Annotated in this window: 18 protein-coding genes and 1 pseudogene; 7 read left to right on the top strand and 12 right to left on the bottom strand. The window is 61.8% G+C overall.

Annotated elements, in window-relative coordinates:
- The first annotated feature begins 175 nt into the window (after nucleotides 1-175).
- On the top strand, nucleotides 176-1,546 hold the full coding sequence (locus YUO_RS0113900) for an MmgE/PrpD family protein (RefSeq protein WP_028347811.1): 1,371 nt from the start codon (nucleotides 176-178) through the stop codon (nucleotides 1,544-1,546).
- 206 nt (nucleotides 1,547-1,752) lie between these two features.
- On the opposite strand, the gene YUO_RS0113905 is transcribed toward YUO_RS0113900, so the two are convergent.
- From YUO_RS0113905 to YUO_RS0113915, 3 genes are all read right to left on the bottom strand, one after another.
- A complete protein-coding gene (locus tag YUO_RS0113905; protein ID WP_028347812.1) occupies nucleotides 1,753-3,183 on the bottom strand; it encodes a serine hydrolase domain-containing protein in 1,431 nt (476 codons plus the stop codon).
- A 147-nt stretch (nucleotides 3,184-3,330) separates the two neighbouring features.
- Complete coding sequence (locus YUO_RS0113910; protein ID WP_028347813.1) at nucleotides 3,331-4,395, bottom strand: helix-turn-helix domain-containing protein; 1,065 nt, start codon at nucleotides 4,393-4,395, stop codon at nucleotides 3,331-3,333.
- A 76-nt stretch (nucleotides 4,396-4,471) separates the two neighbouring features.
- Nucleotides 4,472-5,038, bottom strand: coding sequence for a GNAT family N-acetyltransferase (locus tag YUO_RS0113915; RefSeq protein ID WP_051379428.1), 567 nt, complete (start codon nucleotides 5,036-5,038; stop codon nucleotides 4,472-4,474).
- Nucleotides 5,039-5,240: 202 nt separating this feature from the next.
- On the opposite strand from YUO_RS0113915, the gene YUO_RS0113920 reads away from it, so the two are divergent.
- The 3 genes from YUO_RS0113920 (at nucleotide 5,241) to YUO_RS0113930 (ending at nucleotide 8,101) form a co-directional block, all read left to right on the top strand.
- The gene (locus YUO_RS0113920; RefSeq protein WP_028347815.1) at nucleotides 5,241-6,158 is read left to right on the top strand and encodes a pirin family protein; all 918 of its coding nucleotides are present in this window, start codon (nucleotides 5,241-5,243) and stop codon (nucleotides 6,156-6,158) included.
- Between the two features lie 69 nt (nucleotides 6,159-6,227).
- Nucleotides 6,228-7,142: a phosphoribosylaminoimidazolesuccinocarboxamide synthase gene (locus tag YUO_RS0113925; RefSeq protein WP_028347816.1), complete on the top strand. Its 915-nt coding sequence runs from the start codon at nucleotides 6,228-6,230 to the stop codon at nucleotides 7,140-7,142.
- A gap of 155 nt (nucleotides 7,143-7,297) precedes the next feature.
- Nucleotides 7,298-8,101: a crotonase/enoyl-CoA hydratase family protein gene (locus YUO_RS0113930; protein WP_028347817.1), complete on the top strand. Its 804-nt coding sequence runs from the start codon at nucleotides 7,298-7,300 to the stop codon at nucleotides 8,099-8,101.
- Between the two features lie 45 nt (nucleotides 8,102-8,146).
- On the opposite strand, the gene YUO_RS0113935 is transcribed toward YUO_RS0113930, so the two are convergent.
- Nucleotides 8,147-9,643 carry an NAD-dependent succinate-semialdehyde dehydrogenase gene (locus YUO_RS0113935; protein ID WP_028347818.1) on the bottom strand — a complete coding sequence of 499 codons (1,497 nt, stop codon included), beginning with the start codon at nucleotides 9,641-9,643 and terminating at the stop codon, nucleotides 8,147-8,149.
- Between the two features lie 241 nt (nucleotides 9,644-9,884).
- The gene (locus tag YUO_RS0113940) at nucleotides 9,885-10,208 is read right to left on the bottom strand and encodes a hypothetical protein (RefSeq protein WP_028347819.1); all 324 of its coding nucleotides are present in this window, start codon (nucleotides 10,206-10,208) and stop codon (nucleotides 9,885-9,887) included.
- A gap of 355 nt (nucleotides 10,209-10,563) precedes the next feature.
- Here YUO_RS0113940 and YUO_RS0113945 point away from each other — a divergent pair, with 355 nt between their 5' ends.
- Nucleotides 10,564-11,757 carry a serine hydrolase domain-containing protein gene (locus tag YUO_RS0113945; RefSeq protein ID WP_028347820.1) on the top strand — a complete coding sequence of 398 codons (1,194 nt, stop codon included), beginning with the start codon at nucleotides 10,564-10,566 and terminating at the stop codon, nucleotides 11,755-11,757.
- A gap of 1,121 nt (nucleotides 11,758-12,878) precedes the next feature.
- Entirely contained in the window at nucleotides 12,879-13,493 is a 615-nt protein-coding gene (locus YUO_RS0113950) for a GIY-YIG nuclease family protein (RefSeq protein ID WP_028347821.1), read from the top strand.
- Nucleotides 13,494-13,753: 260 nt separating this feature from the next.
- Here YUO_RS0113950 and YUO_RS0113955 read toward each other — a convergent pair whose 3' ends face one another.
- The 7 genes and pseudogenes from YUO_RS0113955 to YUO_RS0113985 form a co-directional block, all read right to left on the bottom strand.
- The gene (locus YUO_RS0113955; RefSeq protein ID WP_028347822.1) at nucleotides 13,754-14,554 is read right to left on the bottom strand and encodes a restriction endonuclease subunit S domain-containing protein; all 801 of its coding nucleotides are present in this window, start codon (nucleotides 14,552-14,554) and stop codon (nucleotides 13,754-13,756) included.
- A gap of 3 nt (nucleotides 14,555-14,557) precedes the next feature.
- On the bottom strand, nucleotides 14,558-16,036 hold the full coding sequence (locus YUO_RS0113960) for an HsdM family class I SAM-dependent methyltransferase (RefSeq protein WP_028347823.1): 1,479 nt from the start codon (nucleotides 16,034-16,036) through the stop codon (nucleotides 14,558-14,560).
- A gap of 12 nt (nucleotides 16,037-16,048) precedes the next feature.
- Nucleotides 16,049-16,393: a type I restriction enzyme HsdR N-terminal domain-containing protein gene (locus YUO_RS0113965; RefSeq protein ID WP_028347824.1), complete on the bottom strand. Its 345-nt coding sequence runs from the start codon at nucleotides 16,391-16,393 to the stop codon at nucleotides 16,049-16,051.
- 112 nt (nucleotides 16,394-16,505) lie between these two features.
- Nucleotides 16,506-16,678 (bottom strand): annotated as a pseudogene (locus YUO_RS46210) (PfkB family carbohydrate kinase); the annotation flags it as partial.
- Between the two features lie 47 nt (nucleotides 16,679-16,725).
- Complete coding sequence (locus YUO_RS0113975) at nucleotides 16,726-16,926, bottom strand: hypothetical protein (protein WP_028347825.1); 201 nt, start codon at nucleotides 16,924-16,926, stop codon at nucleotides 16,726-16,728.
- Nucleotides 16,927-16,930: 4 nt separating this feature from the next.
- A complete protein-coding gene (locus YUO_RS40695; RefSeq protein WP_051379429.1) occupies nucleotides 16,931-17,134 on the bottom strand; it encodes a hypothetical protein in 204 nt (67 codons plus the stop codon).
- 117 nt (nucleotides 17,135-17,251) lie between these two features.
- Complete coding sequence (locus YUO_RS0113985) at nucleotides 17,252-18,253, bottom strand: adenosine kinase (protein ID WP_028347826.1); 1,002 nt, start codon at nucleotides 18,251-18,253, stop codon at nucleotides 17,252-17,254.
- 248 nt (nucleotides 18,254-18,501) lie between these two features.
- On the opposite strand from YUO_RS0113985, the gene murJ reads away from it, so the two are divergent.
- The gene (gene murJ, locus YUO_RS0113990; protein WP_028347827.1) at nucleotides 18,502-20,058 is read left to right on the top strand and encodes a murein biosynthesis integral membrane protein MurJ; all 1,557 of its coding nucleotides are present in this window, start codon (nucleotides 18,502-18,504) and stop codon (nucleotides 20,056-20,058) included.

The raw sequence follows: 20,058 nt of genomic DNA on the forward strand, positions 1-20,058 counted from the left end.
TCGCCGGCGCGATCCAAGCATGCGTTTTGCGAAGGCCATCATGCGCCACACTCCGGAATCTGCACAGCGCGCCTGTGCTAGAGGACGTCAAGCACGGCTGGTGCCCGCGACGGGGAGGCGGCTTGAAAGGTCAAATCGGCCCGCCTACCCTTATCAGGCAGAACGAGGAAACACGATGGCCCACGAAACCGCAACGCTCGCAGCCTATGTCGCCGACCTGAAATTTACGGATATTCCGCCAGAGGTGCTGGAGCGCGCCAAGGTGCTGACGCTGGATTTCCTCGGCAGCACGATCCGGGCGCGGCGCGATGCGGAATCCACGCCCTCGCTGCTGAAGATGCTGGAAGCGCTGGCGCTCGACGGCAAGGGCGAGGCCACCGTGTTCGGCGATGCGAAGACCTGGACGCCCGCGGTCGCCGCGCTGCTCAATGGCGCGCTCGGCCATTCGCTCGATTTCGACGACACGCATGCCGACTCCTCGCTGCACCCGAGCGCACCCGTGGTGCCGGCGGCGTTTGCGGTGGGCGAAATGGTCGGCGCATCCGGGCGCGACGTGCTGACGGCGATCGTGGCCGGCTATGAAGTGTGCTGCCGGCTCGGCAACGCGCTCGATCCGACCTCGCATTATGCGCGCGGCTTCCATCCGACCGCGACGGCGGGAACCTATGGCGCGGCAGCCACGGCGGGGAAGCTGTTCGGCCTCTCGAAGGACCAAATCATCTCAGCCTTCGGCGTTTCCGGCAGCCAGGCCGCGGGCTCGCTGCAGTTCCTCGTCAACGGCGCCTGGAACAAGCGCTACCAGGTCGGCGCCGCTGCGATGAACGGCGTGATTGCCGCGACGCTGGCACGCAACAATTTTGTCGGCTCGACCGAGTCGGTCGAGGGCAAGCACGGGCTCCTCGCCGGCTACAGCGACGACGCCCATCCCGACAAGGCGACAGCCGGCCTCGGCAAAACCTACGAGACGCTGCGGATCGGCGTGAAGCCGTATCCGAGCTGCCGCTATACCCATGCCGCGCTGGATGCGCTGATCGCAATGCGCCGCGAGCATAATCTGACGCCGGATCAGATCAAGCGGGTCGAGATTGGCCTGCACCGCAACGGCATCACGCTGACCGGCGATGCCGCCACCAAGCGGCATCCGACCTCGATCGTCGGCGGGCAATTCTCGATGTTCTTCACCGGCGCGCTGGCGCTCGACCAGGGCCGTTTCGGCTGGGACGATTACGAGCGGCTCGGTGATGCCGCCGTCAATGCGCTGGCCGACAAATTCGATGTGGTGCAGGACGATCGCCTCGAGATCGGCCGCACCCACCCCTTCGGCGCGCGCGTCTCGATCACCACCGACGATGGCGTGCATGAGCGTCTTTACGCCGATCCCTCCGGCGAGCCGAACACGTTTCCGGACGCGCAAGCGATGCAGCAAAAATTCCTCACGCTCGCCCGCCCCGTGCTGAACGGCCGCGCCGACCAGTTCGCCGACGCGATCCTGTCGCTGGAGCGGTTCGACCGCGTCGAGAAAGCCACGCAATTGGGGCGGCAGTAGATAGAGCTAGCACCGCATCGACGATGCACCCTCTCCCCTTGAGAGGGTGGATCAATCGCGCGGAAAGCGCGATTGAGACGGGTGAGGGGTCCCTCTCCGCGGGTGAACCTCTCGCATTTGTATTCGCGGATCGAACCCCTCATCCGGCGAACTACGTCCGCCACCTTCTCCCACAAGGGGAGAAGGGAAGGTTTGCCGCGTAACGTTCAGTTCGCTCCCGCCAGCTTTCCCTTGCTACCGGTTGCCGCGATCAGATCTCGCACGAGCTCGAACACGCCGTCGCCTTCCGGCGGCCAGTTCGGCGAGCGCCCGAGCCGCACGATAACCAACTGTTCGGAGGGCACGATGATCACATATTGCCCGAGCGTGCCCTTGGCGAAAATGGCATCGCGCGGCCAGCCGCGCTCGCTGCGGTAGGTTGCGCCGAAACTGTCGCCGAGATTGGTCCAGAAGCCGGCGCCCTGGCCGACCCAGGCGTTCGGCGTCGGCGTCGCCGTATATTTCACCCAGCCTTCGGGTAGAATGCGTTTTCCACCCGCCATGCCGTCGTCGAGATAGAGCTGGCCGAAGCGCGCCCAGTCGCGCGCACTCGCCAGCATCTGGCTCGATCCTTCCGCATTGCCCGACGCATCGAATTCAAGCGTCACATCGCGCATGCCGAGCGGCTCGAACAATTCCTGCCGCGCGAAACTCATCATGCCGGCCGCGCTGCCGCCGGTGGCCTGGCGGATCAGATGCGCGAGGATGACGGTGTTGCCGTCGTGGTAGTTCCATGCCGCGCCCGGTGCCGATTCCAGCGGCATGCTCGCCGCATAGGCGGCCATATCGGGCTCCATGAACTTCATCCGATTGACCGGCTCGAGCGCGGACGCCAGCGAGGCCTGCAGCGAACTGCCGAGCTTTAGCCCCGCGGTGTGCCGCAGCAGATGATCGAGCGTGATGGCGCGCCTTGGATCACCAGGCTGTTGCCACGCGGCGATCGACACCGGCTCATGCAGCTTCAGCGCGCGCTTGCGCACGAGGATGCCGGCCAGCGCCGACATGACCGACTTGGTGGCGGAGAAGCCGAGCAGCGGCGTGTCGATGCCGATGCCCTCGGCATAGCGTTCGGCGACGACGCGCCCGTTCTTCAGGATCACCACCGCGTGGGTGTTGCGCGGCGTCGACTTGTCCGGCTCGGCGAAGGCGCGGTCGAGTGCGAGAGCCAGTTGCGGCGTTTGCGGTTCGACAACGGCGCGGCCAGCGGTGTCGGACAGCAGCGCCGGTTTGGCCTCCGACGGCGGCAACACAATCTCGGCCACGGCACCATCATGATCGAGATAACAGCCGAGCCCTTCGCCACGGTAGACGGCGCGGCTCCGGCCGAGGCCGAACAGCGTCACGGTGACGCCCTTGCGCGCGCGGTCGAGGCGATAGTCGAGCGCCCAGGCGATCAGCCCGGCGCCCGGCATCGCGGACGTAGTCTCGGCGAATACCCGCGCCGGGTCGAGGCCGGAGACGAAGGTCTCGGTGCAGAGCACGCTGGCGACGAACCCCGTCGCGACCTTCGGCACGTCGCGGGCGCGGGCAACTGAGAGCGCGAGCGCGCTGAGCGCCGTGGTGGCGGCGAGGATGAGGATGAGATTTCGTCTGGTCACGGAGCCTCCGGCATGAGCGTCAGCGCATGCCGGGGATGTTGATGAGGCCGCCGCCGGCCGCTCGCCGGATTTGGAATGCGCGCTGGCCGAATGTTCAGCACGCCTCGCCGATTCTGAAATTACACAGTAATAGCAATACGAAGCGGCCTAGGCTGCGCTCGCCTTCAGCCGGCGATATTCGGTCGGCGTGACGCCGGTGATGGCCTTGAAGGCGCGGTTGAACGGGCCGAGCGACTGGAAGCCGGCGTCCATCGCGATCGTAATCACGGGGACTTCGGCCTGGCTTGGATCGGCGAGCGCCGCCTTGGCTTCGGCGATCCGGTGCTCGTTGAGAAAGACATTGAAATTGCGGTAGCCGAGCCGCTGGTTGATCAGCCGCCGCAGCCGGTATTCGGGAATGGCGAGTTTGGTTGCGAGCTCGCCGATGGTGACGTTGTCGTGGCGATAGATGCGCTCGTCGGCCATCAGCCGCATCAGTGCATCGATGAGTTTTTGATCGGCGGTGCTGGATTCCACGGCGGCTGCCGCCTCGATTGGATCGCGCTTGCCGACCGCTGCGGCCGGGAACAAATCGGCCCCATCGACACGCGTCATCGCAATCGCGATGGCCGCAACCACGGCGGCGAGCATCGCCGAATTCAGCGTGTTGGCAAGGTTCGCGGCGGCGTTGCCGGACAACGATATCTGCAGCATCGCATTGAGCTCGCCATACAGCGCCGCCGCGCTGACGATGAAGACGCGGACGCGGCGCCGACCCTCGACCAGATCGGCCGGCCAGGACGCGATGGTCTGCACGACGGCCAGCACGATGAAGCCGAGCGCGAGGAGATTGACCGCGATAATGGAAAGCTGCACGCCGGATGTGGGCGCCAGCCACATGCAGTTGACGAAGCTGAACGCTGCGACCGCCGCCCAGACCAGCGCGTGCCACCAGCGCAGTTTGAACGTCTCCTCGAACAGCGCGCGCGTAAACAGCCAGAACACCACGGCGTTGCCGGTCGACAGCGCGATCAGGGGCGCGAGCGCCGGAGCTACCTTCGATGTCACACCGATCGAAGAGGTCACGGCATGCGCCGCCGACCCCACTGCAAAGGCCACAGCCAGCCGTCCGGCGAGCACCATTCCAAAGCCGCGAAACAGCAACACCGCCAGCACCAGGAGCAGCGCCACGGTGGCGCCGCGCAAGGCGATGTCGAAGGTGGATAGCAGCATCGGATGGCCCGTTCGCGCGGGTTATCCCCGCGCGGTCAATCTAGTGTGAATCGTTCCGTGGTTCAATTTCCGCCGATCAGCCTTTCCAGCGATCGCGCGACGTCACCCAACGCTCATTGATCTTGCCGGATAGATCAACTTCGCCATCCCTCCTCGCCCCCAACCGCCGCGCGACGGCTTGCGACGGCGCGTTGACGGATTCGATGCAATGAATGATCTCGTCGATCTCGAAGGTTGCGAACACCCAGTCAATCGACGCGCGTGCGGCTTCTACTGCGTAGCCCCTGCCGCGGTATTCGCGGTCGATGCCCCAGCCGACCTCAAAACCCGGCCACCCCGGTGGGCACCACGGCCCGACGCGGCCGATATAGCGGCGGCTTGATTTTTCCTCGACGGCGAACATGCCGAAGCCGTGCAGCGCCCAATGCCCCGATATCACCGCGGCGTTGCGCCATCCGCCGATCTCGGCGGTGATCGCCTTGCCGTCGGGCGTGATGAAGCGCGCACTATCTGGATCGGACAGCATCGCCGTATTCGCGGCAATGTCATCGCTGCGCCATGGCCGCAGGATCAAGCGCGTGGTCTCGATGATGGGACCATCGACCTTCAGCAATCTTGCGCCGGGCTTGAGCGGAGGGATCATCGGTTCATTTTCCTAAGTCGGTCCCTGCGAAAGCAGGGTCCCATAACCACCGTTGTCGATTGTTGGAGACGATATCTGCCATTGCTGCCAAACGATAGGACACGGGGTATGGGTCCCTGCGAAAGCAGGGACGACATGCTGAGGCATTTGAACGCAATCCCGCATTTCCTGCTATAATTGCCGCAAACCTGAAGGAGTCCTCATGAGCTGGCAACCGTCCAACGATCCCGTGCTCGGCGATCCCAAAAGCTGCGACGCGCTCGAACTCATCATCGTGCCGCGCACCCGCGATCTCGGCGACGGGTTTGCGGTGCGGCGCGCCCTGCCGCATGGCAAGCGGCAGATGGTCGGGCCGTTCATCTTCTTCGACCATTTCGGTCCCGTGCAGTTCATGGCCGGCCGCGGCATGGATGTGCGGCCGCATCCGCATATCGGGCTTGCCACCGTCACCTATCTGTTCGACGGCTCGATCATGCACCGCGACAGCGAGGGCAACGTCCAGGAGATCCAGCCCGGTGCGATGAACCTGATGACGGCAGGCCGCGGCATCGCGCATTCCGAGCGCACGCCCGACGTGCAGCGCCGCGATGGCCAGAAGATGCTGGGCCTGCAAAGCTGGATCGCGCTGCCGGCGGGCTCGGAAGAAATCGCGCCGTCGTTCCAGCATTATGCGGCCGAAGCGCTGCCGACCGTGAAGGAGAGCGGATTCACCGCGCGCATTATCGCGGGCCACGGCTTTGGCGTGCAATCGCCGGTCAGCATGGTCTCGCCGTGGTTCTACACCGAAGTGACGGCGCAGGCCGGGACTAGCGTGCCGCTCGACCCTGACCACGAGGAGCGCGCGATCTACCTCGTCGACGGCGAAGTCGAGATCGCGAACGAGCGCTACGAGGGGCCGCGGCTCCTGATCTTCCGGCCCGGCGACCGCATCACGGTGAAGGCGGTCACGCCGGTGCGGATGATGTTTCTCGGCGGCGACGCGCTGGAAGGCCCGCGGCACATCTGGTGGAATTTCGTTTCCTCCAGCAAGGAGCGGATCGAGCAGGCCAAACAGGATTGGAAAACCGGCCGGTTTGCAGCCGTTCCGCAAGAACATGAATTCATTCCGCTGCCGGAGTGAGCTATTGCTCCGCTTTCTCATTTGCTGCCTCGCGCTTGCACGAGGCCGCCTGTTCGAAAGCCTGACCAGATGAACGCGATGCTCGCCAGCGACTTGCCCCTGCCCCGGATCGGCCGCGGCAAGGTGCGCGATATCTACGCCGTCGGCAGCGATTGCGTGCTGCTGCTCACCACCGACCGCATCAGCGCCTTTGACGTGGTGATGGCGGAAACCATCCCGATGAAGGGCGCGGTGCTGACGCAGATCAGCGCGTGGTGGTTCCGCCAGCTCGAAGGCGTGGTGCCGCATCACATGATCAGCGCCGACGCCGACGAGATCATCCGCAAGGTGCCTGGCCTGAAGGACCACCGCGCCGACATTCTCGGGCGCGCGATGCTGTGCCGGCGCACCACCGTGTTTCCGGTCGAATGCGTGATCCGCGGCTATATCTCCGGCTCCGCCTGGAAGGAGTATGCGGCCTCCGGCACGCTTGCGGGCGAGGAGCTGGCGGAAGGCCTGCTCGAAAGCGGCAAGCTCGAGCCACCGATCTTCAGCCCGGCGACCAAGGCCGAGACCGGCCATGACGAGAACATTACCATCGCGCGCATGCGCGAGATTGTCGGCAACGATGTCGCCGAGAAGCTCGAGAGCATGGCACGCACGGTCTATAATTTCGGCGAGCGGATCGCCCGCCACCAGGGTATCATCATCGCCGACACCAAGTTCGAATTCGGCCGTGCGGCGGACGGCCGCGTCATCCTGATCGACGAGGTGATGACGCCGGATAGCTCGCGGTTCTGGGCGGCCGACGTCTACAAGCCCGGCCGGCCGCAGCCCTCTTTCGACAAGCAGCCGCTGCGCGACTATCTCGACGCCGAGCGCCATGCCGGTCGCTGGAACGGCGACGCCCCGCCCCCGCCGCTGCCTGATAGCGTGGTGGAGGAGACGAGCAAGCGGTACCTCGAAGCGTACCGGCGCGTTACGGGGGATGAGCTGAGTATCTAACCGCGTCATTGCGAGGAGCGCAGCGACGAAGCAATCCATCCCGCCGCACGGAAAGTATAGATTGCTTCGCTTCGCTCGCAATGACGGCGTTGGGATTGCGTCACCCTCGCGTCTAATGCCAAGCTTCCAGGAAATAATATCCAGGGAGCGCCTCAATGACCGAAGTCGATTCCGTGCTCGTCGAGCGTGATGGTCCGGTGACCATCGTTTCCATCAACCGTCCGCATTGCCGCAACGCCGTCGATGGCGCGACCGCGCGGAAGCTCTACGACGCGTTTCTTGCTTTCGATGCCGACGAGAGCGCATCGGTTGCGGTGTTCACCGGCACCGGCGGCTATTTCTGCGCCGGCGCCGATCTGAAGGCGGTGGCGGCGGGCGATCCCAACAAGAAGCGGGAGCTCGGCGGTCACGATTCGATTGCGCCGATGGGGCCGAGCCGGCTGCGGCTGTCGAAACCGGTGATCGCGGCAGTGGAAGGCTTTGCGGTCGCCGGCGGCATGGAGCTCGCGCTATGGGCCGACATGCGCGTGGTCGCGGAAGACGCCACCTTCGGCATCTTCTGCCGCCGGTTCGGCGTGCCATTGATCGATCTCGGCACCATCCGGCTGCCGCGGCTGATCGGCCATTCGCAGGCGATCGATCTGATCCTCACCGGCCGGCCGGTCGGCGCGCAGGAAGCGCTGCGGACGGGGCTGGCCAATCGTGTCGTCGGCCGCGGCGAGGCAGCCGCCCAGGCGATTGCGCTTGCCAAGGAGATCGCGCGCTTTCCGCAAAAATGCCTGCGCGCCGATCGGCTGTCGGCGCTGCGGCAATGGGATCTTGCGGAGGAGGAAGCGATCGTAAACGAAATGCGCGGCGGGCTGGAGGTGATTGCGTCAGGCGAAACACTGTCGGGCGCGACGCGGTTTGCTTCCGGCGTGGGACGTCACGGCGCGTTCGCGAGTGACGCGAGCGATTGATCCAACTGTCGTCCCCGCGTTCGCGGGGACGACGAGAGAGTTTGGCTACACCCCGGCCATCATCACGTATTTGATCTCGACATATTCCTCCATGCCGTGATGCGAGCCTTCGCGCCCCAAGCCTGACTCCTTGACGCCGCCGAAGGGCGCGACTTCGGTGGTGATGAGGCCGGTGTTGACGCCGACCATGCCGGCTTCCAACGCTTCGGCAACGCGCCAGACGCGACCGAGATCGCGCGCGTAGAAGTACGATGCCAGGCCGAACGGCGAGTTGTTGCACATCGCGATCACGTCGGCCTCATCCTTGAAGCGGAACACCGGCGCCAAGGGGCCGAAGGTCTCTTCACGCGCTACCAGCGCGTCGGACTTCACATTCGACAGCACGGTCGGCTCGAAGAAGCTGCCGCCGAGCGCATGGCGCTTGCCGCCGGTGACGATCTTCGCGCCGCCTTTGACGGCGTCATCGATATGCTTCTCGACCTTGAGCACCGCGTCCATGTTGATCAGGGGCCCCTGCACCACGCCCTGCTCCGTGCCGTCGCCGATCTTCATCGCCGCGACTTTCTTCGAGAGCTTCTCGACAAACGCGTCGTAGATCTTGTCCTGGGCGTAGATGCGGTTGGCGCAGACGCAGGTCTGACCCATGTTGCGGTATTTCGAGATGATCGCGCCCTCGACCGCAGCATCGATATCGGCGTCATCGAACACCACGAACGGCGCGTTGCCGCCGAGCTCGAGGCCGAGCTTCTTCACGCCGACGGCGGCCTGCTGATAGAGAATTTTTCCGACTTCGGTCGAGCCGGTGAAGCCGACGAACCGCACAGCAGGATGCTCGCACAGCACCTTGCCGATCGCGGACGAATTGCCGGTGAGGATGTTGAACACGCCTTTGGGCACGCCGGCCTTTTCGGCGAGCGCGACCAGCGCCAGCGCGGTCAGCGGCGTTTCATTGGCGGGCTTGAGCACCACGGTGCAGCCGGCAGCCAGCGCCGGCGAGACTTTCCGCGTGATCATCGAGCACGGGAAATTCCACGGCGTGATCGCGCCGCAGACGCCGATCGGCTGCTTGATGGCTAGCAGACGTGCATCCGGCCGCTGGGTCGGAATGGTTTCGCCATAGACGCGGCGGGCTTCTTCGGCGAAGAATTCGACATAGGCGCCGCCGATATCGACTTCGCCGAGCGCTTCCGCCAGCGGCTTGCCTTGTTCCGACGTGAGGATCAACGCGAGATCCTCGCGGTTCGCCGCGATCAGCTCGAACCACTTTCGCAAAATGTTGGAGCGCTGTTTGGCGGTGAGCTTGGCCCAAGCGGGGAATGCGCGCTCGGCTGCTTCGACGGCTTGCGTCGCTTCGGCCGTGCCGAACGCCGGGACTTTTGCGAGTTCGACACCGTTGACCGGATTGGTGACCGGGCGCGACGGCGTGCCGACCCAGGCGCCATCGATGTAGCAGCGGTCGCGCAGCAGCGAGGAATCTTTCAGGCGGTCATGCAGCGAGGGGCTGGAGGTTTTTGAAGCGCGTGCGGCGACGGGCGGGTTCATGGCGTACTCCTCGGATTTTATTGAAGGATTGATCCGAGTATAGGCCCAAACCAGCGCCGATGCACCGGCGCCAGACGCGGGTCTGCTTCAAGCAATTTTGGGGCTGATGGGGCCACCGTCATTCCGGGATGGTCCGAACGACCAGACCTCAGGTGTGCAATTGCACACCGGGGAATCTCGAGATTCTCAGGGGCGCAAGAGCGCCCCATAGTTCGCTTCGCGCCCCGGAATGACGGGCTAATCACGCCGCCCCGCTCAAATACGCCTCGCGGCGGCCGATCATGCGCTGCGCGGCGGCCTTGGCGTCGGCTTTGGTGGAGGTCGCGCAGGTGCGGTATTCGAGATCGGGCAGCTTGGCGGGGTCGCGGCGGCTGAACCAGGACCTGGAACCACCGACCGGCAAAAGCGCCAGCGCCTGGGCGACGTTATCGACCGCCTCGAACGAATGCAGCGCGCCGGTGCCGGCGTAGCGCACCTCATAGATGCCGGGCGAGATCGGCGCCTCGATATTTTCGCCACGCCCAGGACGGGGATAGCGCTTCCATTCACTCCAGGTCGAAATCATTGCGCACCTTTGCACAAGCAGAAAAATGACAACCATTTTGGTTAATTTGACCCAGCCAACGCGCTGGCGTTTGTGCTGGAAACTGAACGCCTTACTGAAAAAGGTCGGCGAAGGGAATCGCAGGCCTAATCACGTTATCGTGGATGGTTAAGCCGGTCACCGCCATTGCCCTGCGTCCCCCGCAGAATGCGGCGATGTGTTGCCATTTTGTGCCGCCAGCCCGGCGCACCTACTGCCTCCCTCCTTTCTTATCACGAGATCGCGACATCGGCGGCCGCCTCCGCCGAGCGCTTGCGGGATCACGCGGCCGGGAGGAAGATCGTTCCACTCCATAAAAAACAGCGGGAGGTGACCCATGCAAAGCAAGGCCGCGATCGATCAGGTTCTGCGTCAAAAATGCGAGGCGAAGGAAATTCCCGGCGTGGTCGCGATGGCGGCTACCGGGAGTGAGGTGATCTACCAGGGCGCGTTCGGCCAGCGCGACCTTTCCAAGGATGATGCCATGACCGCCGACAGCGTGTTCTGGATCGCCTCGATGACCAAGGCGATTACGACCGCGGCCGGCATGCAGCTCGTGGAGCAAGGCAAGCTCTCGCTCGACGAGCCGATCGGAAAAGTGCTGCCAGACCTCGCCAGTCCGCAAGTGCTGGAAGGCTTTGACGCCAATGGCGAGCCGAAGCTGCGTCCGGCGACGAAGCCGATCACGCTGCGCCATCTGATGACCCACACCGCCGGCTTCGCTTACAACATGTGGAGCGAGGTGTGTGCGACGTATCTCGACAAGACCGGAACCCCGGCCATCACCACCTGCCAGAATGCCGCGCTGAAGACGCCGATCATGAGCGAGCCCGGCACGCGCTGGGAATACGGCACCAATATCGATTTCGTCGGCAAGGCGGTGGAGGCGGTGAGCGGCAAGCGGCTCGATGCGTATTTGCGCGACCACATGTTCAGCCCGCTCGGCATGAACGACACCGCTTTCAAGATCACTGACTCGATGCGCCAGCGCCTGGTCGGCATGCATGCCCGCGGCGCGGACGGCTCGCTGGCACCGATCCCGTTCGAGCTGGAACAGGAGCCGGAATTCCACATGGGCGGTGGCGGCCTCTACGGCACGGCTGCCGACTACATCAAGTTCACCCAGATGATCCTCAACAAAGGCCGCGGCAACGGCAACGAGGTGCTGAAGCCCGAGACTGTCGCGCTGATGAGCCAGAACCACATCGGCGATCTCACCATGGGCAAGATGGTGACGGTGGCGCCGATCTACACCAACGACGTCGATCTCTATCCTGACATCGTCAAGAAGTGGGGGCTCTCGTTCCTCATCACCACCGCCCAGACGGCCGAGGGACGCAGCGCCGGCAGCCTGGCCTGGGCCGGTCTCGCCAACACCTATTTCTGGATCGACCCGGCGCGCGACGTCAGCGGTGTGATCCTGATGCAGTTGTTGCCATTCGCCGATGCCAAGTGTCTGGAAGCTTTTGCAGGCTTCGAGCGCGGGGTTTATGCCGGGCTCGATGCCGGCAGCGGCCAACGGGCGGCCTAAGAAAGGAGAAACAGGGCGGCTACGCTTCGGGGCGTGGCACGCTCTCACCTCACCCACGCGTGTCATGCCCCGCGCAGGCGGGGCATCCAGTACGCCGCGGCCTATTGATTCAATCACTGACGTCTCTGGGATACTGGGTCACCCGCCCCAGTGCGCAATGGCGCACAAGGCGGGTGACGACGGGAGAGTGTGTGGCGCGATCATCAAACACACCTTCGCGATCTCGCGGCGCGTTCCGCCCGAGCTTTGACCTTCTCTTTCGCGCCCCAGAAAACAGAGGGCGCACGGAAGACCGGGTGCGCGCTGCACCCGCGGTCTCGTGTGCCATTTGCGCAAAAAGAAAGCGCACACGAGCATACAGGTCCAGCGGAGAGCATCCGGCCTTCCCTGCGCAATGGTTTTACGGCGTACTTCGCGCTCTCCCCGGTGTGCGAATTCCTTTAGCCACCGTCATCCGCGGATTGATGGATGGGACTGGCCCGGTTGGGCCGACACATCCTCCGCGGACTTGACACCAGCCACGGGTGCCAGGACCACACGACTTGGCCGTACGCGGCACGCCCTACGCCAGAGGCCTCGACGGGCTTGGTACCCATCCGCCGAAGTCTGACGAAGAGCGCCTTAGCATCGGTCGTCTGCGTGCCGTCCCTTCGCTCACGGACTCACAAGAGCCCGCCCTGCGACGACGTTTGCGCGCCCGACGCTGCCGCGTCCACCGCACCCCGCCCCGCGTTTAGTGACGATCGCGAAACGCCCCTCTGAAGTGGGACGGGATGGCGGAAGTTGTAAGACTGATTTGGGTCAATCGGGAAGCGAATTATTTTTGGGGGAGGGGCGATTTTTGATTTGCGTTGTCGGGCAAATCACTGATCCGTACTGCGCGGCTTCGCTATAACTTTAGCGTCGATAACCCTCCCATCCCCGCGCGATCGCAAGGAAAGCAAGCCACCAGCGAAATGCCCGGAGCCGAGAAGCGTGCGTTGTGCTTCCCTTGCAACTACATCTTGATCTCGCGTTGCGGTTGCGATTGTATATCGACTAGGGGTCGTTATGCGGATTCTTTTGATTGTTGTTTCTTGCGCCACGCTAGGTGGGTGCAGACTGGTTTATTGGGAAACCTCATGGCCGAAATAATCTATGTTCTTATCAATGAGGCGATGCCGGGGCTCATTAAGATAGGAAAGACAAACGGCGAATTAGCATCAAGAATTCGTCAGTTGTACTCAACTGGAGTGCCGCTCCCATTTGAACTGTTTTACGCATGTGAGGTCGCGAATGCAGCTTTTGTCGAAATCAATCTGCATGAAGCCTTCGGTGATCATCGCATAAGCAAGGGCCGCGAGTTCTTTCGTTTGGCACCAGAGCGCGCAAGGGCGGCTCTACTTCTTGCAGCAACTCGCGAAATAAAACTTGGCGACGAAATATTCGAGAATACAGAAGTCAAAGCTGAGGTGGAGGCAGCTAAACGACGAAGTCGGTTCCGGCTCTCAATGGTGGGTATTAAGCCTGGCACTGTACTTCAGCTTTACAAAGACCCAAACATAGTTTGCACAACCGTTGATGAGATCAATCAGGTCGATTTCCGCGGAGACACGACCTCACTATCAGATGCTGCGCGGCAAGCCCATTCGGACCTCGGCGATGAATGGCCCTCGGTTTCTGGACCTTGGGCCTGGGCATATCAAGGAAAACGCCTAGACGAGCTTAGGCGAGAGATTGAAGAACAAACCGACTAATGGCTCGGCTTAAGACCAGCGACGGGTGCCAAACCAACCGCACGCTTGGCTGTACGGAGCACACTCAACCGGGATCGGCGAACCTCCTATCGAACTATTGGTGAAAGGTGGTTTAGCATCGTTTGTCCGCGTTCTGTCCGTTCGCTCATGAGGCGACATTAAGAGCCGCGCCCTGCGGCGTCACTTGAGCACCCGACGCTGTCCCTCCACCGCACTCAGCCCGCGTTGAGCTACGCAGTCAGGCAACTCATGGCTGCGCACTAGCTCATGCTTTCAACCATATTCAACGTCTGCCGAATATCTTTCGAAAATTCGCGATACTTAATACAGGCAGCTTCCAATTTTTTCCCGATTATCTGCATGCTACTCGTATCGCTCAACGGTATCCAAAGCCTTGCGATGTCTTGCGGATAGATTTCAACCTGCCCGCTCGATCCATTTATGTATCGGTAGATCTGCCGTTGCCCCTCCTTGGACAAAAGGTATGCTGCTATATACCAAGCAAGCTTGGGATTCTTGAGGCGAACGATTGTTATATGTCCATCCACGAGCGCCGGAAACTGCTCGTTGTAAACGGCAACACGACCGATGGTACCATCGCCAGTCGAATTGATGAGCAAATCGCCATTCACTACTCCTGACTTTTCTTTTTTCTTCTCGTGAAAGCTTCGCGAGACGGACCTAGCAGAGCTAAGGTCTACGTATCCCCACCTGACGGCAATCGATTTCAACGCGCAAACCGGCCGTGTGGAAACAGTGCCGTTCTTGGCATCATCCAACACTGTCCCATCAGGCAGGACAAGTCCCTCATATTCCAGGGAGTCGGGATCATTTTCGTCATCGGCGTAATCAGGCTGGCTGCCTCGATAAGGGTAGTTGGTGACGAGTCCCGGATCTCCGAGCATGATAGCGCCGGGTTTGCCGGCAGCGTTATTGCAAGCGTCTACATAAATTGCCTGATGATACTCAGGTTCAAATATGTGATTTTGCTGTAACAGCTCACCATCTGGCGGAAGTTCCAAAAGCGTTTCGCTCAACGAACGTGTGTGTATGAGAGCCATCTGTTAATTCCAAACCGCTTGATCGGCCACCTTCTTGGCGATTTCACCAAGATCGCTGTCTACCGTCCCATCCGGCAAATGGACCAGATTTCCGCTCTTGTCCTTTCCAGGACGCTCAGAAACCGCGAACACGATCGCAGGGTCGTCTTTTGCCTTCGTAAGATCGGTTAGTGGCGCCTTTCTCTTTTGCACAAACAGCACGCAAGTCTTCGTATTCGTGAATGGCTTGAACATTGTCCCCGTGAGACTTACGACAGCGACGACACGGGCCTCCCTGAGAATGTATCGTCTTATGTATTCATCCGTGTAGTTCTTGAGAGTTCCACGCGGAAGAACGATCGCCATACGACCATTCGGGGCTAAGAACTCTAGGCATCGTTCGATGTACAATTTGTCTCTCGCGACCTTATTGAGGCGCTTTGCTCTGCCATTTGCCATTTGCTTATATGCAAGGGAGTATTTCGATAGAGTCTCTTCAGATGATATGTCGCCTCCAAAAGGAGGATTCGTTACAATTAGGTTGAATTGCCGAAACTTTGCGTTCTTACCTTTCCCGACAACAAGCTTAGAATTCGTGCTTACATGCCAATTTGTTTCGTTCAAGGCATCTTCAACGGCGATATTCGAGCGGCCATCACCCCAGATCAGCATGTAAGCCTTTGCTACTTTAGCGATGGTCCTATCAAAATCGATGCCAAACACATTGTTTGACGAGTAGTCCTTCTGGTTTTCAAGGATTTCCGATTCATCGTCCCGATCTGCGCGGATCGCACGGAATACGTGATCCATGGCGCCGATCAGGAAACCTCCGCTCCCGCACGCAGGATCAAATACGGATTCATTTTCTTTCGGTTGAATTATATCGATACACATTCTGATCACGTGCCTGGGCGTGAAATATTGGCCTTTATCGCCCTTCATGTCCGGGTTTATCATGACCTCGAACGCAGAGCCCAAAATGTCAGCGTCTGACTTCAATAGATAGGACTTCTGGAGTGCGGATACACAGAAAGCCAAGCTTTCGTCGGAGAGCAGAAGCTCTTCACCGTCCTCAAAAACGCCCTTCCAATTTTCCTTCGCATCCCTAAAGAGTTTCTGAATGCGTTTCTTAGCATCAGCAGCACTTTCAAAAGCTCCGACCCGAAAGACGGCCGGGGATGAATCATTCTTCAAATTCCTTCGCTCATCATAGAGTTTGGCGAAAATCAGCTTGAAGACCTCTTGAAATACGCTCTCGCCCTGATGAGCCTTTATGTAATTTTCGCACTCCCTCATCACGCTAAGGAAGTCGGTAACCGGAACAAGCTCGGACCGAAGTATTGGAGTGTCTACGTCAGCCAGCTCCTGAGACTTTTTAGGAATGTCGCGGAGTTCGCGCCAATTGACCTCCTCCTGTCCCGGAGCTGGCTCTATTCGTAGCAAATATACATGCGGCGGATCTCCATTGCTCCATAGGCCGATGCGACAGCCAGTGGCGTTCATGTAGACTCTAAGCTAATCAATGCCGTCTTTTCGATTCGGCTTCTTCACTTCGACGAAGATGCGGGGCTGATTTTTCGTTGCCGTGGTGTAAACGACGATGTCTGCAGCTTTCTTCGCTTCAGCTGAACCGACCTTGATCGGCACTTCCACAGACATCTGGTCGAAGGAATATCCATAGAGCTCCTTCAATCGATAGAGCCACCACTGCCTAACAATCTCCTCGGACTTTCCGTTGACTTTGTAGGCGCGATTGCGAACCGGGCAGAAAACGAAGCTGTCATTGCCAACCTCGTAAACCCTGAAGTGGACAGGAGCTTTTGTGGGCCGTTCGGTAGCTTTTTCAGTGAGGAATTCCATCAGCCATCCCGGTTTTCTTATGTTCGATCAGGCAAATACGGGATTCGAGCAAAGCGCAACCGAAAATAGGATCAGCCATATGAGTTTCGCACAGCACCTGGCGTGTCTGAGACTACACCCCCAGCCCGTTCTGCCCCGCCAGCTCCTTCAGCGACACCTGCGGCCCTGGCCCAATATGCTGGATCACCTCGGCAGCCGCGAGCGCCCCAGCCGGCCGCATGTCTCATGGCTGGCATCTCGCACAAGCCCGGGCAGGAAGCCGGCAGCGAAGAGATCGCCGGCGCCTTGGTGAAATTCGCCAGCAAAGAAGGCGAAATTGAAAATCGGCGCTGCTATTTTCCTGCGTCGATCAGTTCGATTTCCTTCTTGAGCAGCGTGTTCACCAGCGAACTCAGCGATACTCTCTGCGCCAAGGCCCGCTTGGAGAGATAGTCAAACACCTCGGGATCGAGGTGGATCGGCGGCATCAGGCGCGCCTCCTCACGAAAGAACTTGCCGCGCTCGGCGGTCGAGAAGTCGTATTCGTCTTTCATCAGATCATTCGTCGAAGAAGACGCGCGGGTCCCGTTCAGCCGGTGGTTCGTCGGAGATACCTTCAGGCAGGAAATCGCGTCCACCAAATTCATCGAGACGCGCGAACCACGCGTCCGCATTGAAGGGCGGCTTCTTCGGCGCCTCGGGAATCACTTTGTGGGCCTCGCTAACGGCCTCGTCCTCCGGATGGACAGCAGTTTCGTTCACAAGCAACTTCTAGGCGAAGTTGCGCCTGATCGGAAGCCCCTAGACCCGCCCATCGGGCACCGAAGACGTGGATGGCCGAGTCAAGCCCGGCCATGACGGGCGGAGAGAATGCGCGCCCTACACCCCCAACCCGTTCTGCCCCGCCAGCTCCTTCAGCGACACCTGCGGCCGCGCGCCGATGTGCTGGATCACCTCGGCCGCAGCCAGCGCCCCTAACCGGCCGCACGTCTCATGGCTGGCATTACGCACCAGACCGAACAGGAAACCGGCGGCGAACAGGTCGCCGGCGCCGGTGGTATCGACCAGCTTTTCGATCGGGAACGCCGGCGCGGCGACAACGCCATCGGACGACACTACCACGCAGCCCTTCTCGCTGCGGGTGACGACGGCGAGTTTTGTGTCCGCGCGGAGCTGCTTCAGCGCGCCCTCGAAATCCGAGGTCTGGTACAGCGAATGCAGTTCGGCCTCGTTGGCGAACACGAGGTCGACCGTGCGCTTGCGCATCAGATCGAGAAACTCGTCGCGGTAGCGATCGACGCAGAATGAGTCAGATAGCGTGAGCGCCACCTGTCGGCCGGCGCCATGGGCGATGCCAGCCGCCTTGACGAAGGCTTCCTTGGCGTTTTTGGGATCCCAGAGATAGCCTTCGAGATAGACGATGCGCGATGCCGCAATCTGCGCCTCGTCGATGTCGGATGGATTAAGGGCCTGCGCGGCGCCGAGATAGGTGTTCATGGTGCGCTCGCCATCCGGCGTCACCAGAATGTAGGAGCAGCCGGTGGCGGGGCCGTCGGAGGCGGCTTTGGTTTCGAAGGCAACGCCGGCGGCGCGGATGTCATGGGTATAGAGACCCCCGATCTGGTCGCTCTTGACCTTGCCGACATAGGCGGCGCGGGCGCCGAAATTGGCGATGCCGACAATGGTGTTGGCGGCAGATCCGCCCGACACCTCCGTCGCCGGCCCCATGTCGCGGTAGATCGACGCCGCACGGGCCTCGTCGATCAGCGCCATGCCGCCTTTGGTCATGCCGTGGTCGGCCAGAAATTTCTCATCGGTTTGCGCGAAGACATCGAAAATCGCATTGCCGATAGCGAGAACGTCGTATTTTGCGTCAGTCATCCACCCGTCCTGTTTACGGCGTTTGCGATGAGGGTCGGGCTACCACGGCAAGGCCCGCGGCAGCAAGGCTGCCTGTTCCTCATCCTGAGGAGCGGCGCTCGCGCCGCGTCTCGAAGGATGTAGGCCCGTCTGTGGCCGCATCCTTCGAGACGCCGCGGAGCCTGTCATCGGGCGCGCGACCCGTTGGCGGCTCCTCAGGATGAGGGTCTGCTGGCAGCAAGCTAGGCTGCTGCTATAAGGCCCTCCAAATGATCCGTTCTTTCCTCACGGTCTCTACGGGAACGCTGGCCTCGCGGCTGCTCGGCTTCGTGCGCGATTCGGCGCTCGCCGCGCTGCTTGGCGCGGGGGCCGTGGCGGATGCCTTCCTGGCAGCGTTTCAGCTAGTCAATGTGGTGCGAAGGCTGCTGACCGAGGGCGGGCTGAACGCGGCGCTGGTGCCAGCATGGCTGCGGGTGCGTGAAATCGACGGCGCGGTGGCAGCGGCGGCGTTTGCCGGCCGCGTGCTCGGCACGATCACTTTTGCCTTGATTGCAGCCACCGCCCTGCTCGCGTTGGCGATGCCGCTCGTCATCACCGTGCTGGCGCCGGGATTTGCCGGCCGCGAGACGCTGCAGCTCGCCGTCGACAATGCGCGGCTGATGCTGCCCTACCTGGCCTTTGCCGGTCCGGTGACGGTGATGATGGCACTGTTGAACGCACAGGGGCGATTTGCGCTGACCGCGTTTTCCCCGCTGCTGTTCAACATCGCGCTGATCGCGGTGATGGCCGTGCTGCTCGCCGTGCAGCCGGATGCCACCCGGGCCGCGCAGATCATCGCCGCAACCGTCGGCATCGCCGGGCTGTTGCAACTCTCGGTGCTGGTGCTGCGTCGTGGCGAGAACGTCGCGACACCCGTCGCGAGCCCCTTGCGCGTCTCGTTCGACAAGGAGATCCGCGGCTTTCTCGGCAAGGCTGTGCCGGGCATGATGGCATCGAGCGCGCCGCAATTGCTTGTCGTGGCCGGCGCGATCATCGCGTCTTCGTCGCCGTCGGCGGTATCGTGGCTCTATTTCGCCAACCGGCTGGTCGAACTGCCGCTCGGCATTGTCGGCGTCGCGATGGGCACGGTACTGATCCCGGAACTGACGCGCGCGGTGCGGGCTGAGGACCGCGCTGCCGTTGCGCACGCCGAATCCCGCGGCCTCGAACTCGCGGTTGGCCTCGCACTGCCCGCAACGCTCGGCCTGATCGTGTTAGCTGCGCCGATCGTGCGGCTGTTGTTCGAGCATGGCGCGTTCACCGCCGATGACACTAAAGCCACCGCCCGCGCGCTGATGTGGCTGACGCTGGCGTTGCCGGCGCATGTGCTGGTGAAAGCGCTATCGCCGGCGTTCTTTGCACGCGAGGATACGATGACGCCGCTGACCGCCGCGCTGAAAGGCGTGGTGCTGGCGATCGCTTCTGCCTTCCTGCTCAGCCATTGGTACGGCACTGAGGGCATCGCGGCGGCCATTGCTGTCGGCGCCTGGAGCATGGCATTCAGCCTGATCCGCCGCGGCGCGAAAACCTTCGGGTTTTCGATCGACAGGCAAGCAAAACGGCGGCTGCCGCGCATCGCGCTATCCGCGCTCGCCATGGGCGCGCTGCTGTGGCTTGCGACGCGGTCGCTGCCTTCCCTCACCTCGGGCGCACACGGCCTTGTGCAGGCCATCCTGCTGCTGGTCGTGATCTCGGCAGGAATCGCAACTTACGGCCTGCTTCTGCGAGCTTTCGGCGTCATCGGCTGGCGCGACGCGGTTAACGCCGTCAGGCAAACAAAGGGGTAG

Origin of the sequence: Bradyrhizobium murdochi, from assembly GCF_000472965.1 — a bacterium.
Lineage (GTDB): Bacteria > Pseudomonadota > Alphaproteobacteria > Rhizobiales > Xanthobacteraceae > Bradyrhizobium > Bradyrhizobium murdochi.